The sequence below is a fragment of the Branchiibius hedensis genome (assembly GCF_900108585.1).
Classification (GTDB): domain Bacteria; phylum Actinomycetota; class Actinomycetes; order Actinomycetales; family Dermatophilaceae; genus Branchiibius; species Branchiibius hedensis.
Genome location: NZ_UESZ01000001.1, coordinates 683065 through 707688 on the forward strand (window position 1 = coordinate 683065; position 24624 = coordinate 707688).

The window sequence follows — 24624 nt, forward strand, 5'->3', positions numbered from 1 at the left end:
GAGACCGTGGAAATGTGGTTCGACCCGTTGTGCCCATGGGCGTGGATGACTTCGCGCTGGCTGATGGAAGTGGAGAAGGTCCGCGATATCGAGGTCACCTGGTCGGTGATGAGTCTGTCGGTACTCAACGAGGGCCGGGACCTGCCGCCGGACTACCGGGAGATGCTGGATCGCGGATGGGGTCCGGTGCGGGTGGTCACGGCGGCCGCGCTCGCCAACGGCGATGAGGTCAAGAAGCCGTTGTACGACGCCGTCGGCACCCGTCTGCACCCGGGCGGCCGGGGCAAGGACGCTCAGGATCTGCACGCCGTCGTCGTCGAATCACTGGCCGGAGCCGGTCTGCCGGCGGACCTCATCGACGCCTACGACAACGTTCCCGGCGATGCGGTGGACACCGCCCTGCGCGCCTCCCACGACCGCGCGATCTCGCTGGTCGGCGAGGACGTCGGCACCCCTGTCATCACCGTCGCGGGTACGTCGTTCTTCGGCCCCGTGGTCACCCCGGCGCCCAAGGGTGAAGCGGCTGGCAAGCTCTGGGACGGTTGCGTCCTGGTGGCCAGCACCCCCGGCTTCTACGAGCTCAAGCGCACCCGGACCCAGGGCCCGGACTTTTCCTGAGACAGATCTGACGAGGAGCGGACATGCGAGTTCATCTGGGTGGCGACCACGCGGCGTACGAACTGCAACGGGCGCTGGTGGCCTGGCTGCCGGGGGAGGGCTACGAGGTGATTGATCACGGCCCGGTGGAGTACGACGCGGAGGATGACTATCCCGTGTGCGTACTCCGCGCGGCAGAGGCGGTGGCCGCCGACCCTGGGTCGCTCGGCATCGTGCTCGGTGGTTCCGGCAACGGTGAGCAGATGGCGGCGAACAAGGTCAAGGGCATCCGAGCGGCGCTGTGCTACACGACCGAACTGGCGCAACTCGCCCGCGAGCACAACGACGCGCAGATCATCTCCTTCGGCGGTCGGTTCACCACGCTGGACCAGGCCAAGGCCATGGCGAAGATCTTTCTCGACACCCCGTTCTCCGGGGTCGAGCGACATGCACGACGGCTCGCCGAGGTCGCGACCTACGAAGAGACGGGCGCGCTGCCTCCGCAAGGGTGAATGCTTGACCTGGTCAGTTCCAGATTGTGTCTCTCGAAGTTAAGAACACAGTAAAGAAACTATTTCCACCAGCCTCGCGCAACGTAGTTTCCGATCATGGTTATCGACGCGGCGCTCGCGCCACGCCGCCTGCTCGGCCGGGACACCACCACGCCACGCCCGACGCGGGACTGGGCGATGGTGGCAATCATCGTGGTCCTCACGGCATCGATCACTGCGCTCGTGCTGCGTTTCCCGCATTCGGTGTCCTACGCGGCGTTCGTCTTCGTCGCGGTGGCGGCCGCAGCAGTGCTGCACGGCACGCAGTTGTTGGCCAGCTACGTGGCCCTCGGTGTGGCGGGCGTTTCCAGCAGTCTGCTGCCGCAGACGCCCAAGCACACGATGGGCAGCTTCCTGGTGGTCCTGGCGGGCACGATGGGTGTCTTGCTGGTCGCGGATCGGCGCCGCACTGAGGTCGGGATCCCGGCCGCCGTGGGTACCTCGATGCTGGTCGACCTGCGCGAACGACTGCGCGCTCAGGGTCGCCTGCCGGTGTTGCCTGCCGGATGGAACCTGGACTCGTGTATCGCGCCGGCGCACGGCGACAGCTTTTCGGGTGACTTCGTGGTCGCGGACTGTCCGACGGCGGGCACTTTGGAGATCGCTGTCGTGGATGTGTCCGGCAAGGGTTGCACCGCGGGCAGCCGCTCGCTGCTGCTGGGTGGTGCGCTGTCCGGGCTGCTCGGCGCGGTCGAGCCGGATCGGTTCCTGCCTTCGGCCAATCAGCACCTGGTGCGACAGGGCTGGTCGGAGGGCTTCGCGACCGCGATCCACGCCGCGATCGATCTGGACACCGGTCGGTTCAGTGTGGGGTCGGCCGGTCACCCGGCGGCCGTGCACTTCCAGGCCGGTCGTGGTCGGTGGCAGCCGGTGTCCGGCGCGAGCGGCGTACTGCTGGGTGTCCTGGATCGCCAAGGTCCAGCGGACTACCCGCGCGCGCACGGTGTGATGGAGCGCGGTGACGCGTTGTTGCTGTTCACCGACGGCGTCATCGAAGCCCCCGGTTTCGACTTGTTACAGGGCCTGGACCGGTTGCTCGGCCAGGCTGACCGCGCGGCCGCCACTGGTTTCAGTGGTGCCGCGGGACGATTGTGCGCCGCGGCCCGATCGGGGGAGACCGACGACCGCGCAATCGTGCTGCTCTGGCGGACCTGAGCGGACTGCGGGTAACGCGAAAGGAGGGCCGGGTTGTCCCGGCCCTCCTTTGCGTTGGTCAGCGGCTCAGTTCGGGCCGTCGAGCTTGTCCACCTGCTCCTTGGCGAACGACTGCGCCTGGTCGACCTTGTCGGCGTACTTGCCGCCGGTCTTGTCGTCGACGAAGTCCCCCGCCTTGTCAACGGCGCCCTCGGCGTCGTCCTTGTGCTCGTGGATGAACTCTTCGACCTTGTCCTTGGCCTCTTCGAGCTTTTCCTTGGCGTCGTCAAGCAATCCCATGATGTTCTCCTTCGTCGCTCCCGCCCCGAAACGGCGGTCCTGATGCCTCCTTCTGGAGTTGGCACCAGTCAACCCCAGGACGTGCGTCTACGGAAGGGTATTGCCCAAATTGTGGCGTCGAATTACGCTCTGCGACCCTGCTGGAGCGGGTGACGAGAATCGAACTCGCGTAGCCAGTTTGGAAGACTGGGGCTCTACCATTGAGCTACACCCGCGTGGCGGTCCGACCGTGCCCTTGGAGGCCATGACCGGAGGCCGGTCACTGGCTGGATCCGCCGAGCGGTTAGCCTACTGCCCGCAGGTCGCACCGCCCAAAACGGGTGACCAGCCGCGGGTATGGCGCAGCTTGGTAGCGCGTCCGCTTTGGGAGCGGAAGGCCGCCGGTTCGAATCCGGCTACCCCGACCGTTAGCATGGTCATTCGATGTGGCGACCAATCCTCGGTCGCCCGGAACGACGTCAGAACAACCTCTGATGTCATCTCGAACTCACTTTGGAGATCGCAGCAGTGAAGAGTGCCGTAGAACATGTCGGCCCGACCCGGGTCAAGCTCACCGTCGACGTTCCGTTCGAGGAACTGAAGCCCAGCCTCGACGCGGCGTACGCGACGATCGCCAGCCAGGTGCAGGTGCCCGGCTTCCGGCAGGGCAAGGTTCCCGCGCGCATCATCGATCAGCGCGTCGGCCGTGGTGCGGTCGTGCAGGAAGCAGTCAACGAGGCGCTGCCGCAGTTCTACAGTGACGCGGTCGACCAGCAGGAGTTGCAGCCGATCGGTCAGCCCGAGGTCGACGTCACCGCGGTGCCGGCAGCCGACGGTGATGACCTGAGCTTCACCGTCGAGGTCGACGTTGTTCCCGACTTCGAACTGCCCGCCTTCGAAGACGTCACGGTCGAGGTCGACCCGGTCTCCATCAGCGACGAGGACGTCGACACCGAGTTGGACGCCTTGCGTGAGCGCTTCGGCACCGTTGCCGCCGTGGATCGCGCCGCCCAGGACGGCGACACGGTCAACATCGGTCTGCGCGCTGAGATCAACGGCGAGGAGATCGACGACGTCGCCGCGGTCGACTACCTGATCGGCGCCGGCAACATGCTCGAGGGTCTGGACGAGGCCGTCATCGGGCTCTCGGCCGGCGACACCAAGAACTTCACCTCCCCGCTCATCGGCGGCGAGCACGAGGGTGAGGACGCGGACATCACCGTGACCGTCAACTCCGTCTCCGAGCGCACCCTGCCTGAGCTGGACGATGACTTCGCGACCACCGTCTCCGGTGACTACGAGAACCTGGCCGAGTTGCGCTCCGCGATCAGCGAGCAGGTCGAGCGCGGCAAGAAGATGGAGCAGGGCATCCAGGCTCGCGACAAGGTCCTCGACCAGCTGTTGGAGACCCTGGATCTGCCGGTGCCGGAGGCGCTGGTCGAGTCCGAGGTGCACTCCCACCTGGAGGGTGAGGAGCGACTCGAGGATGACGAACACCGTGCCGAGGTCACCGAATCCACCCGCAAGCAGTTGCAGACCCAGTTCGTCCTGGACCGGATCGCCCGGGACGAGAAGGTCGAGGTCGGGCAGCAGGATCTGATCGAGTTCATCATCGCCAGCGCCGGCCAGTACGGCCTTGACCCCAACCAGTTCGCGCAAATGCTGGACCAGCAGGGCCAGATCCCGGCGATCATGGGTGAGGTCGGCCGCCGCAAGGCGCTGGCCGCGGTCCTGGAGAAGGTCACCATCAAGGACACCACCGGTGCGGTCGTCGACCTGAACGCGCTGGACACCGAGTTCGAGGACGAGGTGGACGGTGCGGTCGAGGATCTCGACCTGGACGAGGCAGAGCTGGACGACGCGGGCGACATCGTCGCTGAAGAAGTTGTCGCCGAAGAAGTCGTCGCCGGGGCCGATGACGAGGACGAGTCGACGCCGACTGCCTGAGCACCCGCCGTACCCGCCGAGCCCGCCGCCTGCCCGTCAGGCGGCGGGCTCGGGTGTTGCCGGGGGGGTGCTCTTGCGCTGCTGGCGAACACCACCCGCAACCGGGACGAACGCGTCGGTGGCGGGCGTTAGGGTCCAATGAAAGTGCACCTAGAGCACCCGAGAAGGTGCCTTGATCGAAGAGGGATGACGTGAGCAACGCCGTGAACCAGGCACACCTGCCGCAGCCCACTGCGGCCACCGAGCGCGCCGGAGGTCTGGATGACCAGATCTACAACCGGTTGCTGAAGGAACGAATCATTTTTCTGGGCTCCGACGTCCGCGACGACAACGCGAACGCGATCTGCGCGCAGCTGCTGCTGCTGGCCGCGGAAGACCCGGACAAGGACATTTGGCTGTACATCAACTCCCCGGGTGGTTCGATCTCCGCCGGGATGGCCATCTTCGACACGATGAACTGGATCCCGAACGACGTCGCAACCGTCGCCATGGGTATGGCCGCCAGCATGGGCCAGTTCCTGCTGTCCGCGGGCACGCCCGGCAAGCGGTACGCGACGCCGCACGCGCGGGTCATGATGCACCAGCCGTCCGGTGGCATCGGCGGTACCGCCTCGGACATCAAGATCCAGGCTGAGCAGTTGGTGTTCATCAAGCGCCAGATGGCCGAGCTCATCGCCGAGCACACGGGCCAGAGCGTCGAGCAGATCACCTCCGACTCCGAGCGGGACCGCTGGTTCTCCGCCGAGGAGGCCAAGGAGTACGGCTTCGTGGACCATGTCTTCGAACGCTCCACCGATGCACCGGACGGCAACGCGGGCGGGGTGGCGGAATGACCGGCCGGTTGCCTGACGCTTACGGTTCTGCCGCCCACCTGTCTGGAGTAGCCCCTATGAACAACCTCAACACCCCGACCTCGCGGTACATCCTGCCCCAGTTCGAGGAGCGCACGTCCTACGGGATGAAGCGGTCCGACCCCTACAACAAGCTCTTCGAGGACCGCATCATCTTCCTCGGGGTGCAGGTCGACGACGCGTCCGCGGACGACATCATCGCCCAGTTGATCGTGCTGGAGAGCCAGGATCCCGACCGGGACATCCTGATGTACATCAACTCCCCGGGTGGCTCGTTCACCGCGTTGACCGCGATCTACGACACGATGCAGTACATCCAGCCCGATGTGCAGACCTTCGTGATCGGTCAGGCCGCGTCCGCCGCCGCGATCCTGTTGGGCGCCGGCGCCAAGGGCAAGCGGTTCGCGCTGCCCAACGCCCGGATCCTGATCCACCAGCCGGCCATGGAAGGCACCGGCGGTACCGCCACGGACCTGGAGATCACCGCCAACGAGATCTTCCGGATGCGTGAGTGGCTGGAGAAGACCCTGGCCCATCACACCGGTCGCAGCGAAGAGGACGTCCGCAACGACATCGAGCGCGACAAGATCCTGACCGCCGAGCAGGCCGTGGAGTACGGCCTGATCGACCAGGTGTTGTCCAGCCGCAAGGCGTCGTTGCAACCCTGATCCTGCCTCCACCCGGATGGTCGGCCGGTTGCGCCCTGAGCAAACACGCTCGACGCGCTGGCCGGCCACCCGGTCACAATGGGGTGGGGATAGTTCAATAGGACAAACGACCGCAGCACGACAATGACAGCAGGGGAAGGAGCCCGCCCGTGGCACGCATAGGTGAAGGTGGCGACCTGCTGAAGTGCAACTTCTGCGGCAAGAGCCAGAAGCAGGTCAAGAAGCTCATCGCGGGCCCGGGGGTCTACATCTGCGACGAGTGCATCGAGTTGTGCAACGAGATCATCGAGGAGGAGTTGTCCGAGACCTCCGAGTTGGGCCTGGAGTACCTGCCCAAACCCAAGGAGATCTTCGACTTCCTCGAGCAGTACGTCGTGGGGCAGGAGACCGCCAAGCGGGCGTTGGCGGTCGCGGTCTACAACCACTACAAGCGGATCCGGGTCGCCGAGGAGATCGGCAAACACGGCGACGCCGTCGAGGTGGCCAAGTCCAACATCCTGCTGATCGGACCGACCGGCTGCGGTAAGACCTACTTGGCGCAGACGCTCGCGCGGATGCTGAACGTGCCGTTCGCGATCGCCGACGCCACGGCGCTGACGGAGGCCGGCTACGTCGGTGAGGACGTCGAGAACATCCTGCTGAAGCTGATCCAGGCCGCGGACTTCGATGTGAAGAAGGCCGAGACCGGCATCATCTACATCGACGAGATCGACAAGGTCGCGCGCAAGAGTGAGAACCCCTCGATCACCCGCGACGTGTCCGGTGAGGGAGTGCAGCAGGCGTTGCTGAAGATCCTGGAAGGCACCTCCGCCTCGGTGCCGCCGCAGGGTGGCCGCAAGCACCCGCACCAGGAGTTCATCCAGATCGACACGACGAACGTGCTGTTCATCGTGGGCGGTGCGTTCGCCGGACTCGAGACCATCATCAAGGACCGGATCGGTCGCCAGGGTCTGGGCTTCGGGGCGCAGTTGCGCAGCAAGAAGAACGAGTTGGAGAGCTTCACCGATGTCCTGCCCGAGGATCTGGTGAAGTTCGGCCTGATCCCCGAATTCATCGGCCGGTTGCCGATGATCACCACCGTCGAGCCGTTGGACCGCGAGGCACTGGTTTCCATCCTCACCGAGCCGCGCAACGCCCTGGTCAAGCAGTACCAGCGGATGTTCGAGATCGACGGCGTGGAGTTGGAGTTCACCGACGACGCGGTCGACGCGATCGCTGACCAGGCGATGTTGCGCGGGACTGGGGCACGCGGCGTACGCGCAATCATGGAGGAAGTCCTCCTGCCGGTCATGTTCGATGTGCCCAGCGACGACGACATCGCCCGCGTGGTCGTGACCCGCGAGGTCGTCCTGGACAACGTGAACCCGACGATCGTGCGCAAGCAGCCGCAGATTCGCAAGCGCGCGCCACGTAAGGAATCCGCCTGACCGGTCCCGGCGCTCAGGTGCTCAGTCGGCGCCCCGCACCGAAACCACACTGTCGCAGCCGCGATCGCCAGGAGCGCGAGCGCGACCAGCACCGGGGATCCCACGCTGACCCGGCCGGTCAGAGCCAGCACCAGCCCGCCCAGTAGACAACCGCCGGCGGCGAGTAGGACGGTGCGAATCAACCACACACGCACCAGCGCTGCGGGTAGCGCAGCGGCGTGCGGGCCTGCTCCCGCCAGGACACACAGCGACCAGACGACGGTCAGGAGCGCCACGGCCGGCAGCACCCACCACGTCGTCGGTGCCGGCGCGCTGACGATCCAGTCCAGGACGATTGCCCCCACGAACAGCGCGAGACCAGCGGCCGACCCATCGACCAGCGCCCCGAGCCAGCCGATGACGACCAGAACGGCTGCCCAGAGCACGAACTGCCCTGCCGCACCAGCGCAGCCGGCGATGCCCAACGCCGCGACGACGGCCGCCAGGTAGGCGAAGAGCCGCGTGCGGTCCAGCACCGCCAGACGTGGCCACCACGTCATGAGTGCACCCGGATCGGTGGCCGGCGCGTCAATCGCCGCATCGGCAACTCCAGGCTGCCCGCGCCGTCCCAGGCTGTGACTTGTGCGCCGGCCTGGGTGAGCCGCTCGACCACCGGGCGTCGCTCGAGCAGCCTCAACCGCATCGCTAGTTGGTCCAGCGGGTCGGCCAGCTCACCGACGTCGGGGGCGGTGTCCAGCACGATCACCGGCAGCCCGCGCTGGGCCAGGCCGACCGCAACCGTGGGTGCGACGTCAGTCAGGATCGAGGACACCATCAGCACGGTGCAACCGGCCTGGACCGGTAGCCGCACCCGCCGCGGCGGCTCAGTCGCTGCCGGTTCCCGAGCGCCGCTGAGTACATCGGCGATGCGGTGATAGTGACGCTGACCGGCGCCGTAGGGCAGGTACGCCGGTCGGCCAGCCCCGAGGACCACCAGCGCGACGCGATCTGCGTGCCGGATGAAGAACTCGGCGACCGTGGCTGCTGCCTGCAGCCCACGCTGCCAACTGGCTCCGCCGCCGGAGCCGTCGACGACCACCAGCACGGCGGCGTCCTGCTCGGCGTAGTTGTCGCGGACGTGGAGTTGGCCGGTGCGAGCGGTCCGGGGCCAGTGAATGGCGCGCAAGCGATCGCCCGGGCGATACGTGCGCACGTCGGCGAACTCGGAGCCGGAGCCCCGCGACGTACTGCGATTGGCTCCGACCAGTCCGATCGGATGCGGTAACTGCAGCTGACGACCGTTGGGCGAGGGTCGGGGTCGCACCCGGACCTCGGTCGCCGGGATCCGAAGCGGCCCGAACCGGTAGGCGGCCCAGGGCGAGATGAGTTCGGTGAGCGCTGCGCCAACTGTGGCGGTGCCGATCCGATCCGCGGTCCACCGAGCCTCCAATCGCGAGGCTGAGGTGTGCAGGTAACCGCCGAGAAGGTCCTGCTCCCAACGGATTCCGTCGGCAGGGGCACACTGGGCCCACCACTGCTCAGCGCCGTCGACGTGGCGTCCGTGTAGTGCCCAGACGCTCTGCTGGTCGGCGGAGGTGGTGGGGGAGACCCCGGCCGGATCGATGTCGGGGCTGACCTGCGGACGGGAGGCAAGGGACCACAGCACCACACCGGCAGGAGCGAAGGACAAGATGAGCAGATCGGCCCGACGCAGCAGGACCGCGAGCGCCAGCGCGGTGGCGGCCACGACGACCGCGCCGATCAGCCACGACGTGGGTTGCCAGTCTTTGCGCACGCGATCAGGCCTCGGGTCCGGGTTCGGCCCCATGCGTGGGCGGGGTCGGGACTTTGGCGATGAGTTCCCGGACAACGCTCTTGCCGTCCACCTGGGTCATCCACAACTCCGGGCGGACCGTGACCCGGTGAGCGAGGACCGGGATGGCGACATGTTTGACGTCCTCGGGCGTGACGTAGTTGCGTCCACGCAGGACCGCCAGCGCTCGGGCGAGCAGGAGCAACCCGAGGGAACCGCGTGGCGAGGATCCGATGGCCAGGCGCTCGTCGCTGCGGGTGGCCCCGACGAGGTCGACACAGTAGGTGATGACGGTGCGCTCCACCTGCACGCCCTCAACGACCTGCTGCATCGACAGCAGGCCACCGGCGTCGATGATCGGGTCCAGGGTCACCTGCTCGGCGCGACGGGCGACCCGGCGCGCGAGGACGTCGAACTCCTCGGCCGGGGTGGGGTAGCCGAAGCTGACCCGGGTCAGGAACCGGTCGAGCTGGGCTTCCGGGAGCGGGTAGGTGCCTTCGTACTCAACGGGATTCGCGGTCGCGATGACATGGAAGGGGCGGGCCAACGGGAACGTCTCACCTTCGATGGTGACCTGGCCCTCCTGCATCGCTTCCAGCAGCGCCGCCTGGGTCTTCGGCGGCGTCCGGTTGATCTCGTCGGCCAGCAGGAGGCCGGTGAAGATCGGTCCACGGCGGAACTCGAACTCACCGGTGCGCTGGTTGAACAGGAACGATCCGGTCAGGTCCGCGGGTAGCAGATCAGGGGTGAACTGGGCTCTGGTGAACTCCAGACCGAGCGACTGGGCCAGGCTGCGTGCAGCCAGCGTCTTGCCCAGCCCGGGGTTGTCCTCGATGAGAACGTGCCCGCCGGCCAGGATCGTGGCCAGGACCAACTCCAGCGCGGCCCTCTTGCCGACGACGACCTGTTCGACCTGGTCCAGCACCCGGCCCGCGAGGGCCGCCGTGGTGGGTACGTCGGGTGCGATGGGTGCGCTCATGTCTCCTCGATCAACGTGACTATTCGGGCTAGCGAGGCGGCGTCGATCCGCCGTACGTCGGGTATCGGGCGCCCGGGGGCCAAGGCCGCCAACGCCGCCGCGAGTTCCGCGGCCTCGGCGTCGGTGGCTGCGCCGGCCGTCACCTGGGCGCATAGCCGCCTCAGCCGCCGGGTGCGGGCATCGGTCGGAAGCGTTGCGGCAGCGGCTGATTGCTCATCGCCGTCCAGCGGCCAGCGGTCCGCGATCCAGGCGGTGCCGGCGTCACGGGTCATGGCGATAATCGCCATCGCCGCGAGCGCGAGGGCAAGGATCCCCGGTAGCCACGGGCCGAGGTAGAAGTACGACAGGACCAGCCACGCCGCGGTGCCGACGACAACGGCAATCAGCCCGCGGCGTACCCAACGTCGGGTCACGGTGCTCATCTGACGGGCACCTGGGTGTCCAGGTCGCTGCGAATCCGCTGCAGGTACCCGGCAGCCAACGCGCGCTGGTCCTCGCCGATCGGATCGGAACCGAACCGGGCACGCCGGTAGAGCAGCGAAAGCTGCTGCAGCGCTTCAGAATCCACCTCGAGCGAATCCAGGAGGCGCAGAGTGAACTCGGCGGAGGTGTCGCTGGCCAGCGGCGGCACACCACTGCGGGCAGCGGCCTCTTCCACGGCCATCCAACACCTGACGATGGCGTTGGCCGGGGGCCCGCCCAGGAGCCGTCGCTGGGCTTCGTCGACGCCAGCGAGCAGTTCGGGGACGGGCTCGGCGACCCGGGTGCGCACGTCGGGGCGACGGGGGCGGCGGTCCCACCAGGCCAGGAATACCCAGCCCAGTCCGAAGATCATCCCGAACAGCAGGATCAGCGCGATCACGATGATCACACCCGAGACGGCCTGGGACACCAGCTCACTGCCCGGCTGTGGCTTGGCCGAGACGGTGACGGTGGGGATGGAGTAGCTGGGTTGCGGATAGTGGAAGAGCGCGAAATCGCGGTCTTTGCTGGGCGAGTGAATCATCGCCGGCGACCCCACGACAACGGCCGCGATCGTGATCAGGCCGAGCGCCACCCCCGCGCCGAGGACCACGCCGCGACCGTCGGGTCGGGGGAGGTTGCGCGGCACAGGATGAGCGTAGTAGCGCAAGCCTCAAAAAACCTGGGCGCGCAGCGCCCTAGGAGCGTGCGGGAGGAACGGCGCGAAGGCCGTCGGGCGCCCCGTCGCGGGCGAGTTGCAGCAGGTCGTCGACCGGTAGGTACTTCTCGACCAGATCGGCCAGAAGGTCGAGTCTGCGTTCACGCGCATCGGCGAACGACACGTCGGACGGCCTCGCCCCGAGGACATCCCGAAGGAAGGCGGCCCGGAAGGCGTCGCTCTCGAAGAGGCCGTGCCACAACGTGCCGATGACCCGGCCCTGTCGGACGCCGCCCGGGAAGGGTTCGCCGTCACTGACATCGACTCGGCCGTGGTGGATCTCGTACCCCTCGACGGGTGCATCCAGCGCGGTGCCGTGGCACAGACTGAGCGTCTTGTCGGCGCCGAACTGCGTTCGTACGTCGAGCAATCCGAGTCCGGCCACCTGCTGCGTCGGGCTTTCGACGCCTGCGGGATCGCTGATCAGCGCGCCGAGCATCTGGTAGCCGCCACAGATCCCGAGCACGGCTCCACCGTCGTCGGCGTGCCTGACGATGGCCCGGTCGAGCCCGCGCTGGCGCAGCCACGCCAGGTCGGCGACGGTGGCCCGGGACCCGGGAATCACGACCAGGTCAGCATCGGCCAACCCCGCGGGTGAAGACGCGAAGTGCACGTCGAGGCCGGGCTCCAACCGCAGTGCGTCGACGTCGGTGAAGTTGCTGATCCGGGGCAGGCGGATCACGGCGACGCGCCGCGTGGCGGTCTCGGCGTCGGCGCTGGCTGCGGGTACGTCGAGGGTGTCCTCGGAGTCCAGCCACACCTGCGGATGCCAGGGCAGGACCCCGTAGACCCGCCGCCGGGTGAGTTGCTCCAGAGAGTCCAGACCCGGCGCGAGCAGCGATGCGTCGCCGCGGAACTTGTTGATGATGAAGCCAGTGACCAGGGCCTGGTCGGCGGCGTCCAACAGAGCCAGCGTGCCGTAGAGCGCAGCGAACACCCCGCCGCGGTCGATGTCGCCGACGACGACTGTGGGTAGCGATGCGTGCTGGGCCAGACCCATGTTCACGTAGTCGCTGTCCCGCAGGTTGATCTCGGTCGGACTGCCCGCACCTTCGGCGATGACCACGTCATACCGACCGCTGAGGTCGTCGAAGGCTTCGTGCGCGATGGCTGCCCACGGTGCCCGGTCAGCTCGCCAGTTCGCCGATGACACCGTCCCCGCGGGCTGGCCCATCACCACTGCGTGAGTGCCGATATCCGAACCTGGTTTCAGCAGAACGGGATTCATCGCCGGCTCGGGGATGGCCCGGGCAGCGCGGGCCTGGATCCACTGGGCCCGACCGATCTCCCCGAGCGTGCCATCCGCAGCGCGCACGACCATCGAGTTGTTCGACATGTTCTGCGCCTTGAACGGCGCCACACGCACCCCACGACGGGCGAACGCGCGGCACAGCCCCGCTGTGACCGTGCTCTTACCGGCATCCGAGGTGGTCCCGGCGATCAGCAGCCCTGCCACCGGATCGCTCAGTTACGCGGCGGCGGTGGCACCAGCTCGACGTCACGGACCTCGAGGACCTGCCCATCGGCGTACGTCAGATCGGTCACCTTGCCGGCGGCGCGAAGGTCCGCCTCGGCGGCCCGCACCAGGTCCTGCACCGCGGCGGGCGCGGCCAGAGTCATGGCGGTCACCTGGGCGCGCATCCCCAACTTGGCGTCCGACTTGGCCTTGCGGATCCCGGCCAGTGCAGCGCCGACCGCTTCCAGAGCCGCCGGGTCGCCACCCTGACCACACTCATCGGCCAGCGGCCACGGCGCGCGGTGCACCGAGCCCGGCTTCCACCAGGACCACACCTCTTCGGTGGCGTAGGGCAGGAACGGCGCGAACAGGCGCAACTGCACATCGAGCGCGATCCGGAGCGCGGCTTGGGCGCTCGCGGCCGCCTGCGGGCCCTGCGCACCGTAGGCGCGGTCCTTGACCAACTCGATGTAGTCATCGCAGAACGTCCAGAAGAACTGCTCGGTCAGCTCCAGCGAGCGCGTGTAGTCCCACGACTCGAAGCCACGCGTCGCGTCCTGCACCACGGTGCGCAGGTTCGCCAGCATCCCCAGGTCCAGCGGGTGGGTCACCTGAGCGGCCAGGTCACCCTCCGGAAGGCCCATCGTGAGGGCGAACTTGCTGGCGTTCAGCAGCTTCATCGCCAGGCGCCGCCCGACCTTCATCTGACCCGTGTCGTACGCCGCGTCGGTGCCCAACCGTCCGGAGGCGGCCCAGTAGCGCACCGCGTCCGCGCCGTGCTGCTGCACGACATCCTCGGGGGTCTCGGCGTTGCCCTTGGACTTGGACATCTTCTTGCGGTCCGGGTCCAGGATCCAACCGCTGATCGCGGCGTTGGTCCACGGCACGCTGTCGTGCTCGAAGTGGCTGCGCACGATCGTCGAGAACAACCAGGTCCGGATGATGTCGTGGCCCTGCGGGCGCATGTCGGCCGGGAACGCGGTGGCGAAGAACTCCGCGTCGTTGCGACCGCCGGCGTTGCTGCCGACCGGCCAGCCGAGCGCGATCTGCGGGGTCAGGGAAGATGTCGCCCAGGTGTCCATGATGTCCGGGTCGCCGATGAATCCGCCTGCGGCACCGCGCTGTTCGGCGGTGAAGCCCGGTGGTACGTCGGTCGCCGGGTCCACCGGCAAGGTGTCCTCCGCGGCCAGGATCGGGTGCTCGTAGTCGGTCTCACCATCGGCATCCACGGGGTACCAGACCGGGAACGGCACCCCGAAGAACCGCTGCCGGCTGATCAGCCAGTCACCGTTCAGCCCGGACACCCAGTTGGCGTAGCGGCTGCGCATGAACGCGGGGTGGAAGTCGATCTGTTCGCCGCGCTTGATCAGGGCGTCGCGCAGGTCGGCCTCCCGACCGCCGTTGCGGATGTACCACTGCCGGCTGGTCACGATCTCCAGCGGCTTGTCGCCCTTCTCGAAGAAGTTGGCCTTGCGCTGGGTCGCCTTCGGCTCGCCGTCGAGGTCACCGGAGTCGCGCAGTGCGTTCACCACGGCCTCGCGGGCGGAGAAGACCGTCTTGCCGGCGATCTGCTCGGCGTAGAGCGCCTCGCCGGGGCCGCCGGCGAGCCACTCCGGGGTCTCGGCCTGCAGACGACCGGTGCGGGTGATCAGCGACCGCGTCGGCAACTGCAACTCGCGCCACCACAGCACGTCGGTGAGGTCACCGAACGTGCAGCACATCGCGATGCCGGCACCCTTGTCCGGCTCAGCGGCACTGTGGGCGAGGATCGGCACCTGCACCCCGAACAGGGGTGAGGTCACAGTCGTACCGAACAGATCGGCGTACCGCTCATCGTCGGGGTGAGCGATCAGGGCGACCACGGACGGGATCAGCTCCGGACGAGTGGTCTCGATGTAGATCGGGCCAGCCTCGGGCTTGTCTGTCGCGCCTCTGGCCTCGCCTCCGGGCCTCGCTTCGCTCGTTTCCTCAGCTCGGTCGGCGCTCTGGGCGTGGAACGCCACCCGGTGGTAGGCGCCCGGGTAGTCCCGCGCCTCCAACTCGGCCTGGGCCACGGCGGTCTGGAAGGTGACATCCCACAGCCCCGGTGCCTCGGCCTGGTAGGCCTCACCGCGCTGCACGTTGTGCAGGAACGCCTGCTGGGCCACAGCCCGCGAGCGCTCATCGATGGTGCGGTAGCTCTGACTCCAGTCGAAGGAGATGCCCAGGCGGCGGAACAGCGACTCGAAGGTCTCCTCGTCCTTGACCGTCAACTCATCGCACAGCTCGATGAAGTTGGCCCGGCTGATCGGCTGCTGGTCGGCGGCCTTGACCGACTTGCCCTGCGCGCCCTGCAGCGGCGGGGTGTAGTCGGGGATGTAGTCCTTGGTGGAGTCGCCGCGCACGCCGTAGTAGTTCTGCACCCGGCGCTCGGTGGGCAGACCGTTGTCGTCCCAACCGATCGGGTAGAACACCTCCTTGCCGCGCATCCGCTGGTAGCGGGCCATGCAGTCGGTGTGCGTGTAGGAGAAGACGTGTCCCACGTGCAGACTTCCGCTCGCGGTGGGCGGGGGCGTGTCGATCACGAACAGCCCGTCGCGGGGTCCGGCCAGGGCGCGCGCCCGGTCGAAGACGTAGGTGTTCTGCTCCTGCCATACCGCGCCCCAGCGCTCCTCGAGGCCGTCGACGGTCGGCTTGTCGGGGATGCCCTGCGGTGCGGCGTTGGTGGGATCAGTCATGCCTCGTATCGTCCCATCCGCACCGCGACGCGGGCGAATCGGATTCCCGGCGTTGCGGCGGACCCCCGGCTAGATTGACGTCGTGACCCAGTTTGATCTGCCCGCTGAGCCGATCGCGCTCGAACCGTTCGTAACCGCCCTGCCGCCGGACCCCGACGTCCAGGTGCCCGATGAGGCCTTCCTGACGTACGCCGAGGGGCGAGTGCCGTCCGAGATCGTCCAGTTGTGGCGGACCCACGGGTTGGGTTTCTACGGACAGCAGCGGATCGCACTGGTCGATCCCGGGCAGTGGCTGCCGGCGTTGCAGGCGTGGTTCGGCACGGGTGTTGCCAGTGTGCCGATCGCGGTCAGTAGCTTCGGGCACCTCTACCACGTGACGCCGGACGGGGTCGTGGAGTGCCTCGACCCGCACTTCCAGGTCAACGCGGTTGTGGCCGATGACGTGGCGACGTTCTTCAACGACCACCTCCCCGGGCCCTCATCGCACCTGGCCGATCTCGCCGCCCCGCGGGATGGTGCGCGCGCGAAACTGGGTCCGCTGGCCGAGGGGGAGACCTACTACTTCACCCCGGCCCTGGTCGATGGTGGCCAGGTGTCCCCGGATTCACTGGACAAGGGAGACGGGGTGGCCCAGCTGATCGCCATCCACGATTCGGCGGTTCGCCTGCACAGCTGAGGTGGCCGTTCCAAACGCGCGGGTTGTCAACAGATGCGCGGGTTGTAATCCGCGCAGCTGTCGATAACCCGCGCATATCCGCAGGAACGCATTCGCGGGGGCCCGGCAGCGCGCCGTACACTGATCGGCAACAGCGTTCGAGCCGTCATCAGCGGCGAGCTTCCGGAAGAACAGCGGGTGACCGCCTACTAGACCCGGACGGGACGAGCCCGTGACAGCTCAGGAGCAAGTGGCCGTCGCGTCAGCGTCGGCAAGCGGGGTGGTACCGCGGAGGGTGAATCCTTCGTCCTCGCACCAGATGAGAGCGACGAGCTAGCGAAGGTGCCACCGCAATGTCCGCCCATGTGTATCCCAAGGTCGATCTGACTGCTTCCGACGACACTGCCCGCGCTGTTGCGGCCACGCCGAAGTTCCCGGCCATCGAGGCGGCCGTCCTGGACTACTGGCAGCGCGACGACACGTTCCGCGCGTCAGTCGAGGCGCGCGACCCGGGCACGGACGGCGACAACGAGTTCGTCTTCTACGACGGCCCGCCGTTCGCCAACGGGCTACCGCACTACGGCCACCTGCTGACCGGTTACGTCAAGGACCTCGTGCCCCGCTACCAGACGATGCGCGGCAAGCGGGTCGAGCGCCGCTTCGGCTGGGACACCCATGGCCTGCCCGCTGAGTTGGAGGCGATGCGCCAACTGGGTTTGAAGACCAAGGACGAGATCCTCGAGATGGGCGTCGACAAGTTCAACGACGCCGCCCGCGCTTCGGTGCTGCGCTACACGGGGGAGTGGGAGGAGTACGTCCACCGGATGGGCCGGTGGGTCGACTTCGAGAACGACTACAAGACGCTGAACCTGACCTTCATGGAGTCCGTGCTGTGGGTCTTCAAGAGCCTGTACGACAAGGGTCTGATCTACGAGGGCTTCCGGGTGCTGCCCTACTGCTGGAACGACGAGACGCCGCTGTCCAACCACGAGTTGCGGATGGACGAGGACGTCTACCAGATGCGCCAGGACCCGGCCGTGACCGTCGGCTACCGGTTGGAGACCGGCGAGCTGGCGTTGATCTGGACCACCACGCCCTGGACGCTGCCGAGCAACCTGGCGATGGCCGTGCACCCCGACATCGACTACGTGGTGGTCGAATCCGACTTCACCGGCACGACGGAACGCTACGTACTCGCCGAAGCCCGGCTCGCGGCGTACACCCGGGAACTCGGCGACGACGTTGCCGAGCGAATCGTGCAGCGGCTCAAAGGCTCTGAACTGGTCGGGCGTCGCTACACCCCGCCCTTCGACTACTACGTCGGCCACCCGAACAGCCACGTGGTGCTGGCCGCCGACTACGTCACCGTCGAGGACGGCACCGGCATCGTCCACCTCGCACCGGCGTTCGGTGAGGAGGACAAGGTGCTGGCCGACGCGCACGGCATCGAGTCCGTGGTACCCGTCGGCGCCGACGGCAAGTTCACCTTCCCGGTCCAGGAGTACGCCGGGATGCAGGTTTTCGACGCCAATCCGCACATCATCGACGACCTGAAATCCCGTACCAAGGGACTGGGCGGTGGTCGCACCACCGAGGGCACCGTGCTGCTGCGGCGGGAGACCTACGACCACTCCTACCCGCACTGCTGGCGCTGCCGGAACCCGTTGATCTACATGGCGGTCAGCTCGTGGTTCGTGGAGGTCACCAAGTTCAAGGACAAGATGCTGGCCAACAACCAGCAGATCAACTGGGTGCCGGGCAACGTGCGCGACGGTCAGTTCGGCAAGTGGCTGGAGAACGCCCGCGACTGGTCGATCACCCGGAATCGCTTCTGGGGCAGTCCTGTTCCGGTGTGGCGCTCGGATGACCCGGCGTACCCGCGGATCGACGTCTACGGGTCCCTCGCGGAGTTGCAACGTGACTTCGGCGTCGAGGTCACCGACCTGCACCGGCCCTACATCGACGAGTTGACCCGCCGCAACCCCGATGACCCGACCGGTCAGTCGGTGATGCGACGGGTGCCTGATGTGCTCGACGTGTGGTTCGACTCCGGTTCGATGCCCTACGGCCAGGTGCACTACCCGTTTGAGAACGCCGACTGGTTCGAGCACCACTACCCGGCCGACTTCATCGTCGAATACATCGGGCAGACCCGTGGCTGGTTTTACACGCTGCACATCCTGGCCTCGGCGCTGTTCGACAAGCCGGCCTTCGAGAACGTCATCTGCCACGGCATCGTGCTGGGCAGCGACGGGCAGAAGATGTCCAAGTCGCTGCGCAACTACCCCGACGTCAACGAGGTCTTCGAGCGCGACGGCGCCGACGCCATGCGCTGGTTCCTGATGGCCAGCCCGATCCTGCGCGGCGGCAACCTGTCGGTGACCGAGCAGGGCATCCGCGACGGTGTCCGGCAGGTGATGATCCCGCTGTGGAGCAGCTGGTACTTCTTCTCCCTCTACGCAAACTCCTTTGGGGAGAAGGGTTATGAGGCGACCTGGCGGACCGACAGCACGGACCTGCTCGATCGCTACCTGCTGGCCAAGACCCACGACCTGGTGGTGGAGCTGACCACCCGGATGGACGAGTACGACATCGCCGGTGCCTGCGAGGCGGTCACCGGCTTCGTCGACGTGTTGACCAACTGGTACATCCGCCGGTCCCGGGACCGCTTCTGGGCCACCGGTGCCGCGGCCGACACCGCCGCCTTCGACACGCTCTACACCGTGCTCGAGGTCGTGAACCGCGTTGCGGCACCGCTGCTTCCGTTCACCACCGAGCAGGTGTGGCGCGGGCTGACCGGCGGCCGCTCGGTCCACCTGGCCGACTGGCCGGTCGCGAGCGACCTTCCTGCCGACCCGGAGCTGGTTGCCGCGATGGACCAGGTGCGTCAGGTGTGCTCAACCACCTCCGCGCTGCGCAAAGCGCGTGGCTTGCGGGTGCGTCTGCCGCTGAACGAACTCACCGTGGTCACCGCAGATCCCACTGCGCTGCAGCCGTTCTCGGCTCTCATCGCCGATGAGGTCAACGTCAAGAAGGTCACCTTCGTCGACCTGGCCAGTGCCGGCGCCCAGGAGTACGGCGTGGCGCAGCGGCTCACGGTCAACGCCCGGGCCGCGGGTCCGCGGCTGGGCAAAGACGTCCAGCTCGCCATCAAGGGCAGCAAGTCCGGTGACTGGTACGTCGCGGCCAACGGCAACGTGACCAGTGGCGGTCTGACGCTTCAAGAGGGTGAATTCACCCTGGAGACAGTGGTTTCGCAGGATTCCGGGTCCGGCGCTCCCGCGATGTTGCCCGGGGGCGGCTTCGTGGTGCTCGACACCCAGATCACCGACGAGCTGCGTGGCGAGGGCCTCGCGCGGGACCTGGTGCGCGCCGTACAGCAAGCCCGGCGTGACGCCGGACTGGACGTCGGCGACCGGATCTCGTTGACGGTCGTGGGAGACACCGACGTGCTGGCCGCCCTTGCGGCGCATCAGGCGCTGGTGATGGGTGAGACGCTGGCTGTCAGTGTCGGTGCGGCCCCGACCGGCACACCGGTGGATGCCGAACCGGTGGACCTCGCGGATGGGAAGAAGGCGCAGATCGTGGTGCAGAAGGTGTCGAACTAATGGTCAGTGGAGCTCCGGACGCCGCGCGGCGCGAAGCCGAGCGCAAGCTGGAGTTGCGCAAGCGGCTCGATGAGATCGAGCGGGACCTGAACTCCCGGGCGCCGGAGAACATGCCGGAGCCGTCTTTGGAGCGGGTCCGGCAGGTCATGGAGTTGCTGGGTGACCCGCAGGACGCGTTCCCGGTGATCCACCTGACCGGGACCAACGGCAAGACCACGACGACGCGGGTGATCGAGCGGATCCTGCGCGAGATCGGGCTCAACACCGGGCGGATGACCTCCCCGCACCTGCACGACCTGCGGGAGCGGATCGCCTTCAACGGCCAGCCGATCGACCCCGAGAAGTTCGTGGCGACGTACGACGAGGTGTTGCCGTACGTGCAGATCGTCGACGAGCGGTCGGTGGCCGAGGGTGGCCCGCGCACCACCTATTTCGAGCTGCTGGTGATCATCGCCTACGCCGCGTTCGCCGACGCCCCCGTCGACGTCGCCATCGTCGAGGTCGGCCTGGGCGGCCTGTGGGACGCCACCAACGTCGCCGACGGCAAAGTCGCGGTGATCACCCCGATCTCGCTGGATCACACCCGGCTGCTCGGCGACACCGTGGAGGAGATCGCCACCGAGAAGCGGGCCATCATCAAACCCGGCGCGTTGGCGGTCATCGGCCGGCAACTGCCCGAGGTCGATGAGGTGATCCGCGAGCACGTGGTGGAAGTCGAGGCCACGATGCTGCGCGAGGACGAGGCGTTCCTGGTGACCGAGCGGGACCAGGCCGTCGGTGGTCAGCAGCTCACCGTGCAGGGCCTGGCCGCGGTCTATCCCGACCTGTTCGTCCCGCTCTTCGGTGAGTATCAAGCGCACAACGTCGCGACCGCCATCGCTGCCGTCGAGGCGTTCATCGGCGGAGGAGAGCAGCCGCTGGACTTAGAGCTCCTGCAGTCGGCCCTCGCCGCAGTTACCTCGCCCGGCCGGTTGGAGATCGTGCGACGCAGCCCCACCGTGCTGGTCGATGCCGCGCACAACGCCGGCGGTGCGATCGCCCTCGCCGAGGCGCTGACCGACTCCTTCGCGTTCACCCATCTGGTCGGCGTCCTCGCGGTGCTGGCCGACAAGGACGCCGAGTCGATGCTGCAGACCCTCGAGCCGGTGCTGGATGAGGTCGTCGTGACCCGCAACTCCTCGCCGCGGTCGTTGTCGGCGCATTCGCTGGGGGAGTTGGCCACCGAGATCTTCGGGGAGGACCGGGTGCACATCGAGCCGGTGCTCGTCGACGCCCTGGACCGCGCGGCCGCCCTGGCCGACGCTGCCGGCGTCGGCGCCGGAGTCGTCGCGACCGGGTCGATCATGACGGCGGCCGACGTGCGGGCGCTCCTCGGCAAGTCGGACGAAACGTGAGCGCCGACCGAGCCGAGGACACGAGCGCAGCGAGGCCCGGAGGCGAGGCAAGAGGCGCCACAGAGAGCAACGTGAGGTACCTCGGCTCGATGCTGGTCTACGGCGTCGGGGAGAAGATGACCCGACGCCTGGCGGGGGTCGTGATCGGTTGTCAGTCGTTGGTGGTGTTCTTCGGGACCCTCGTCGCCTTCCAACTGGGGCGCACCAACGGAGAAGCCAGCCACTCGGCGTACCTGATCGTTGGTCTGGTCCTGATGGCTGCCTGCCTCCTCGCGGCAGGAAGTTTGCGTCGGCCCTGGGGTGTCACGCTGGGCTGGGTGCTGCAACTGGCTACGCTCGCCTCGGCCCTGATCGTGCCGATGATGCTCGTGGTCGGGGTGATCTTTCTGGCGTTGTGGATGACAGCGCTGGTGCAGGGCCGCACGATGGATCGGCTGAGTGCCGATTGGGCGGCCGCCCACCCCACCGAATAGGAGCCCTCCCGCGTGAGCTGGTTGCAAGCGATCGTCCTGGGGATCGTGCAGGGTCTGACCGAATTCCTGCCGATCTCCTCCTCAGCCCACCAGCTGATCGTCTCCCGGCTGTTCTTCGGCAATGACGGCGGCGGCGCTGCGTTCACCGCGGTCACCCAGTTGGGCACCGAAGCGGCGGTCATCGTCTACTTCGCTCGGGATATCGGCACGATCCTCAAACACTGGTTCTTCTCGCTCACCGGCAAACTGCCCCGCGATGATCCCAAGGCCCGCGAGGGGTGGTACGTCATCCTGGGCACCATCCCGATCGGCATCCTCGGATTGGTCTTCAAGGACGCGATCGAAGGACCGGCCCGCAACCTGTGGCTGACCGCGAGCATGCTGCTGTTCTTCGCGCTGGTGATTGCGGTCGCCGACAGCACCGCGCGGCAGACCAAGACGCTGGACGACCTGAACGTCAAGGACGGTCTGTTCTTCGGTCTGTGGCAGGCGTTGTCCCTGATCCCGGGTGTTTCCCGCTCCGGCGGCACCATCTCCGGTGGTCTGTTCATGGGTTACGACCGGCCATCGGCGGCCCGCTATTCCTTCCTGCTGGCCATCCCGGCGGTGCTGACCAGCGGACTGTTCGAACTCAAGGGCGCGCACGCCGGGGACGACGGCGGTTGGGGGCCGATCATCGTGTCCACCGTGATCTCGTTCGTCATCGGGTACGCCGTGATCGCCTGGTTCCTGCGCTGGATCTCCACCCACGACTTCCGGCCGTTCGTGTACTACCGGATCCTGCTCGCGGTCCTGCTCTTCGTGCTGCTGGGCACCGGTGTGCTGGTGGCCGGCTAGCCGGTTAGGGTTTCGGGTGTGACATCGCTGGAACGCACCCTGGTCATCGTCAAACCCGACGGCTACCGCCGTGGCCTCACCGGAGAGGTGCTGCGCCGGATCGAAGCCAAGGGCTACACCCTGGCCGCGCTGGCCGTGCAGACCCCGGACCGCGCGCGCCTCGCCCAGCACTACGCCGAGCACGAGGGCAAACCCTTCTACGAGCCGCTGCTGGACTTCATGTCCTCCGGCCCGGCGACCTTCGCGATCGTCGAAGGACACCGCTGCATCGAGGGATTCCGTGCCCTTGCGGGGGCGACCGATCCGACGGCCGCTCTGCCCGGCACCATCCGGGGTGACCTCGGACGCGACTGGGGCGAGAAGGTGCAGGCCAACATCGTGCACGGCTCCGACGCGCCGGAGTCGGCCGAACGCGAAATCGCGATCTGGTTCTAAACGTTCTGAGGGTTCTGGGCGTTCTGCGCGGCGGCGTCAGCTGTCGAGCGCGTCGTCCAACCCGGCGATCGCCCGCTCCAACAGGTCGGCCAACGTCTCCCGTTCGCCCTCGCTGAGCTGAGCCAGTACGTCGGACTCGACGACGTCGCTGGCCTGGATGGCCTTGCGGAACATCTCCCAGCCGGCCGAGGTCAGCGTCACGATCATCCGGGTCCGGTTGGTGGTGTCCGGGGTGCGCAGGATCAGACCCCGTTCGGACATCTTGTCCAGGCGGTGGGTCATGGACGACGGTGCGATCGCCAGCGCCGCGGCCAGCGACGACGGTGTGCTGATGGCGTCCTTCGGTGTGGTGGCCAGCCGGGAGATGACGCCCCACTCGCCGGCGGAGACGTCGAGGTCGACCAGTTGGGCGTTGTAGAACTGCGACAACCGGCGGGTGAGTCCGTGCACAGCCGTGATGACGCGTTGGGTCTGCTCGTTGCCGCCGGCGGCGATATAGGCGGCGACCTCGGCTTCGTACACCGCGGTGGCGCTGGTGCGCCTCGGTCTGCGCGGGCTCATGGCGCACCATCTTGCCAGTCCGCTCACGAGGTCACGCCGGGCGGTTAGCATTCAGCAGTGGCGACGCGGTGGGGATTCGGTGCGGATCTGGCCATCGACCTCGGCACCGCAACCACCGTCATCTACCAACGCGGCGCGGGAGTGATGCTCGACGAACCGTCGTTGATCGCGACCGACCCGCGCACCGGTGCCTTGTTGGCCGTTGGCCAGGACGGGTACGAGATGCTCGGCCGAGCCCCCGGCCAGGTGCAACTGGTGCGTCCGTTGGTCGGCGGCGTCATTCGGGATCCGCTGGGCACCGAACGCATGGTGCGTCATCTGGTCACCTCGCTGCGCCCCTCACGGATCGTGCGACCGCGGATGGCCGTTGCCCTGCCCGGTCACGTCAGCCCGTTGGAACGGGCCGCCGTCGAGGATGCGGTGTTGCGCAGTGGAGCACGCTCGGTTTTCACCGTGGACGGCACGTTGGCTGCGGCCATCGGCGCCGAGCAACACGTCAGTGGGCCCGCCGCGTGCCTCATCGCCGACCTGGGCGCCGGTAAGACGGATCTGGCGTTGATCAGTCTGGGTGGGGCGGTGGTGGCGCGCACCCTGCCCGTCGGTGGCGACACCATGGACAGCGCGATCGTGGACTGGATGACCCGCCAGCACCGACTGTTGCTGGGCACCCGCACGGCCGAGGACATCAAGGTCCGGATCGGCTCGGCAGGTGCCCGAGGGCCGGCCGGCTCGATGCGGGTGCGGGGCCGGGACATCGACTCCGGCCTACCCCGCACCGTGGTCGTCAGCCCGGAGGACGTGCGCACCGCCCTCGGGCCCGTTGTCAGCCAACTGCGCGATGCCCTGGTCGCCCTGATCGGCCAGGCACCCCCGGAACTGGTCGGCGATCTGGTGAACGACGGCTTGACGCTGACCGGTGGTGGCGCCCTCCTGCACGGCCTGCCGGAGTATCTGTCCGAGGCGCTGCACGTGCCCGTGCGGGTGGCCGAGAACCCCCGGTGGAGTACGGCGCTCGGCGTCGGCCGCTGTGTCGAGGACTTCCGCGGGATGCGATCCATGCTCACCGAAAGCGTGCGCTGAGCA

At 67.6% G+C, this 24624-nt stretch carries 22 protein-coding genes and 2 tRNA genes; 15 read left to right on the forward strand and 9 right to left on the reverse strand.

Going from position 1 to position 24624, the window contains the following annotated elements; all coding sequences use genetic code 11:
* Positions 1-12 precede the first annotated feature (12 nt).
* From DR843_RS03440 to DR843_RS03450, 3 genes are all read left to right on the forward strand, one after another.
* Positions 13-618, forward strand: a complete 606-nt coding sequence (locus DR843_RS03440; protein WP_109688381.1) for a mycothiol-dependent nitroreductase Rv2466c family protein — start codon at positions 13-15, stop codon at positions 616-618.
* Positions 619-641: 23 nt separating this feature from the next.
* Entirely contained in the window at positions 642-1109 is a 468-nt protein-coding gene (locus DR843_RS03445; RefSeq protein WP_109684116.1) for a ribose-5-phosphate isomerase, read from the forward strand.
* A gap of 96 nt (positions 1110-1205) precedes the next feature.
* Positions 1206-2303: a PP2C family protein-serine/threonine phosphatase gene (locus tag DR843_RS03450; protein ID WP_109684117.1), complete on the forward strand. Its 1098-nt coding sequence runs from the start codon at positions 1206-1208 to the stop codon at positions 2301-2303.
* 66 nt (positions 2304-2369) lie between these two features.
* Here DR843_RS03450 and DR843_RS03455 read toward each other — a convergent pair whose 3' ends face one another.
* Complete coding sequence (locus DR843_RS03455) at positions 2370-2582, reverse strand: antitoxin (RefSeq protein ID WP_109684118.1); 213 nt, start codon at positions 2580-2582, stop codon at positions 2370-2372.
* A 141-nt stretch (positions 2583-2723) separates the two neighbouring features.
* Positions 2724-2797 (reverse strand) — tRNA-Gly (locus DR843_RS03460).
* Positions 2798-2911: 114 nt separating this feature from the next.
* On the opposite strand from DR843_RS03460, the gene DR843_RS03465 reads away from it, so the two are divergent.
* From DR843_RS03465 to clpX, 5 genes are all read left to right on the forward strand, one after another.
* Positions 2912-2986: transfer RNA gene (locus DR843_RS03465), tRNA-Pro, on the forward strand.
* A gap of 103 nt (positions 2987-3089) precedes the next feature.
* The gene (tig, locus tag DR843_RS03470) at positions 3090-4508 is read left to right on the forward strand and encodes a trigger factor (protein WP_109688383.1); all 1419 of its coding nucleotides are present in this window, start codon (positions 3090-3092) and stop codon (positions 4506-4508) included.
* Between the two features lie 218 nt (positions 4509-4726).
* Complete coding sequence (locus tag DR843_RS03475; RefSeq protein WP_109688385.1) at positions 4727-5341, forward strand: ATP-dependent Clp protease proteolytic subunit; 615 nt, start codon at positions 4727-4729, stop codon at positions 5339-5341.
* Between the two features lie 56 nt (positions 5342-5397).
* The gene (locus DR843_RS03480) at positions 5398-6027 is read left to right on the forward strand and encodes an ATP-dependent Clp protease proteolytic subunit (protein WP_109684119.1); all 630 of its coding nucleotides are present in this window, start codon (positions 5398-5400) and stop codon (positions 6025-6027) included.
* A 149-nt stretch (positions 6028-6176) separates the two neighbouring features.
* Positions 6177-7454, forward strand: a complete 1278-nt coding sequence (clpX, locus tag DR843_RS03485; RefSeq protein WP_109684120.1) for an ATP-dependent Clp protease ATP-binding subunit ClpX — start codon at positions 6177-6179, stop codon at positions 7452-7454.
* Between the two features lie 535 nt (positions 7455-7989).
* On the opposite strand, the gene DR843_RS03490 is transcribed toward clpX, so the two are convergent.
* Genes DR843_RS03490 through valS form a run of 6 tightly spaced genes read right to left on the reverse strand, consistent with a single transcriptional unit; the run spans position 7990 to position 15578 of the window.
* Positions 7990-9228 (reverse strand): DUF58 domain-containing protein, encoded by a 1239-nt coding sequence (locus tag DR843_RS03490; protein WP_170119732.1) that lies wholly within the window; start codon positions 9226-9228, stop codon positions 7990-7992.
* A gap of 4 nt (positions 9229-9232) precedes the next feature.
* Complete coding sequence (locus DR843_RS03495) at positions 9233-10225, reverse strand: AAA family ATPase (protein WP_109684122.1); 993 nt, start codon at positions 10223-10225, stop codon at positions 9233-9235.
* Complete coding sequence (locus tag DR843_RS03500) at positions 10222-10647, reverse strand: hypothetical protein (RefSeq protein ID WP_109684123.1); 426 nt, start codon at positions 10645-10647, stop codon at positions 10222-10224. Before DR843_RS03500 ends, DR843_RS03495 begins: the two co-directional genes overlap by 4 nt.
* Positions 10644-11336, reverse strand: a complete 693-nt coding sequence (locus DR843_RS03505; RefSeq protein WP_109684124.1) for a DUF4129 domain-containing protein — start codon at positions 11334-11336, stop codon at positions 10644-10646. The genes DR843_RS03500 and DR843_RS03505 overlap by 4 nt, the downstream gene beginning before the upstream one ends.
* Positions 11337-11385: 49 nt before the next feature.
* Entirely contained in the window at positions 11386-12861 is a 1476-nt protein-coding gene (locus tag DR843_RS03510; RefSeq protein ID WP_109684125.1) for a cobyric acid synthase, read from the reverse strand.
* A gap of 8 nt (positions 12862-12869) precedes the next feature.
* Complete coding sequence (gene valS, locus DR843_RS03515) at positions 12870-15578, reverse strand: valine--tRNA ligase (protein WP_109684126.1); 2709 nt, start codon at positions 15576-15578, stop codon at positions 12870-12872.
* Positions 15579-15660: 82 nt separating this feature from the next.
* Here valS and DR843_RS03520 point away from each other — a divergent pair, with 82 nt between their 5' ends.
* The 6 genes from DR843_RS03520 (at position 15661) to ndk (ending at position 22980) form a co-directional block, all read left to right on the forward strand.
* A complete protein-coding gene (locus DR843_RS03520) occupies positions 15661-16254 on the forward strand; it encodes a GAD-like domain-containing protein (RefSeq protein ID WP_109684127.1) in 594 nt (197 codons plus the stop codon).
* A gap of 332 nt (positions 16255-16586) precedes the next feature.
* A complete protein-coding gene (gene ileS / locus DR843_RS03525; protein WP_109684128.1) occupies positions 16587-19841 on the forward strand; it encodes an isoleucine--tRNA ligase in 3255 nt (1084 codons plus the stop codon).
* Entirely contained in the window at positions 19841-21235 is a 1395-nt protein-coding gene (locus DR843_RS03530; RefSeq protein WP_109684129.1) for a bifunctional folylpolyglutamate synthase/dihydrofolate synthase, read from the forward strand. The genes ileS and DR843_RS03530 overlap by 1 nt, the downstream gene beginning before the upstream one ends.
* Positions 21236-21306: 71 nt before the next feature.
* Positions 21307-21708 carry a DUF4233 domain-containing protein gene (locus tag DR843_RS03535; RefSeq protein WP_245933969.1) on the forward strand — a complete coding sequence of 134 codons (402 nt, stop codon included), beginning with the start codon at positions 21307-21309 and terminating at the stop codon, positions 21706-21708.
* Between the two features lie 12 nt (positions 21709-21720).
* Positions 21721-22545, forward strand: coding sequence for an undecaprenyl-diphosphate phosphatase (locus DR843_RS03540; protein WP_109684131.1), 825 nt, complete (start codon positions 21721-21723; stop codon positions 22543-22545).
* Between the two features lie 18 nt (positions 22546-22563).
* A complete protein-coding gene (gene ndk / locus DR843_RS03545; protein WP_109684132.1) occupies positions 22564-22980 on the forward strand; it encodes a nucleoside-diphosphate kinase in 417 nt (138 codons plus the stop codon).
* 36 nt (positions 22981-23016) lie between these two features.
* Here the strand turns inward: ndk and DR843_RS03550 are convergent, their stop codons facing one another.
* Positions 23017-23541 (reverse strand): MarR family winged helix-turn-helix transcriptional regulator, encoded by a 525-nt coding sequence (locus DR843_RS03550; RefSeq protein ID WP_109684133.1) that lies wholly within the window; start codon positions 23539-23541, stop codon positions 23017-23019.
* Between the two features lie 57 nt (positions 23542-23598).
* Between DR843_RS03550 and mreB the strand changes: the two genes are divergently transcribed.
* Positions 23599-24621, forward strand: a complete 1023-nt coding sequence (gene mreB, locus DR843_RS03555; protein WP_109684134.1) for a rod shape-determining protein — start codon at positions 23599-23601, stop codon at positions 24619-24621.
* Positions 24622-24624: the final 3 nt, after the last annotated feature.

What these genes read in the sequence shown, in the direction of transcription:
- DR843_RS03500 (WP_109684123.1), bottom strand. Translation starts at nt 10,647, where the DNA reads ATGAGCACCGTGACCCGACGTTGGGTACGCCGCGGGCTGATTGCCGTT.
- DR843_RS03445 (WP_109684116.1), top strand. Translation starts at nt 642, where the DNA reads ATGCGAGTTCATCTGGGTGGCGACCACGCGGCGTACGAACTGCAACGG.
- DR843_RS03440 (WP_109688381.1), top strand. Translation starts at nt 13, where the DNA reads ATGTGGTTCGACCCGTTGTGCCCATGGGCGTGGATGACTTCGCGCTGG.
- ileS (WP_109684128.1), top strand. Translation starts at nt 16,587, where the DNA reads ATGTCCGCCCATGTGTATCCCAAGGTCGATCTGACTGCTTCCGACGAC.
- DR843_RS03530 (WP_109684129.1), top strand. Translation starts at nt 19,841, where the DNA reads ATGGTCAGTGGAGCTCCGGACGCCGCGCGGCGCGAAGCCGAGCGCAAG.
- DR843_RS03495 (WP_109684122.1), bottom strand. Translation starts at nt 10,225, where the DNA reads ATGAGCGCACCCATCGCACCCGACGTACCCACCACGGCGGCCCTCGCG.
- valS (WP_109684126.1), bottom strand. Translation starts at nt 15,578, where the DNA reads ATGACTGATCCCACCAACGCCGCACCGCAGGGCATCCCCGACAAGCCG.
- DR843_RS03450 (WP_109684117.1), top strand. Translation starts at nt 1,206, where the DNA reads ATGGTTATCGACGCGGCGCTCGCGCCACGCCGCCTGCTCGGCCGGGAC.
- DR843_RS03550 (WP_109684133.1), bottom strand. Translation starts at nt 23,541, where the DNA reads ATGAGCCCGCGCAGACCGAGGCGCACCAGCGCCACCGCGGTGTACGAA.
- DR843_RS03455 (WP_109684118.1), bottom strand. Translation starts at nt 2,582, where the DNA reads ATGGGATTGCTTGACGACGCCAAGGAAAAGCTCGAAGAGGCCAAGGAC.
- DR843_RS03480 (WP_109684119.1), top strand. Translation starts at nt 5,398, where the DNA reads ATGAACAACCTCAACACCCCGACCTCGCGGTACATCCTGCCCCAGTTC.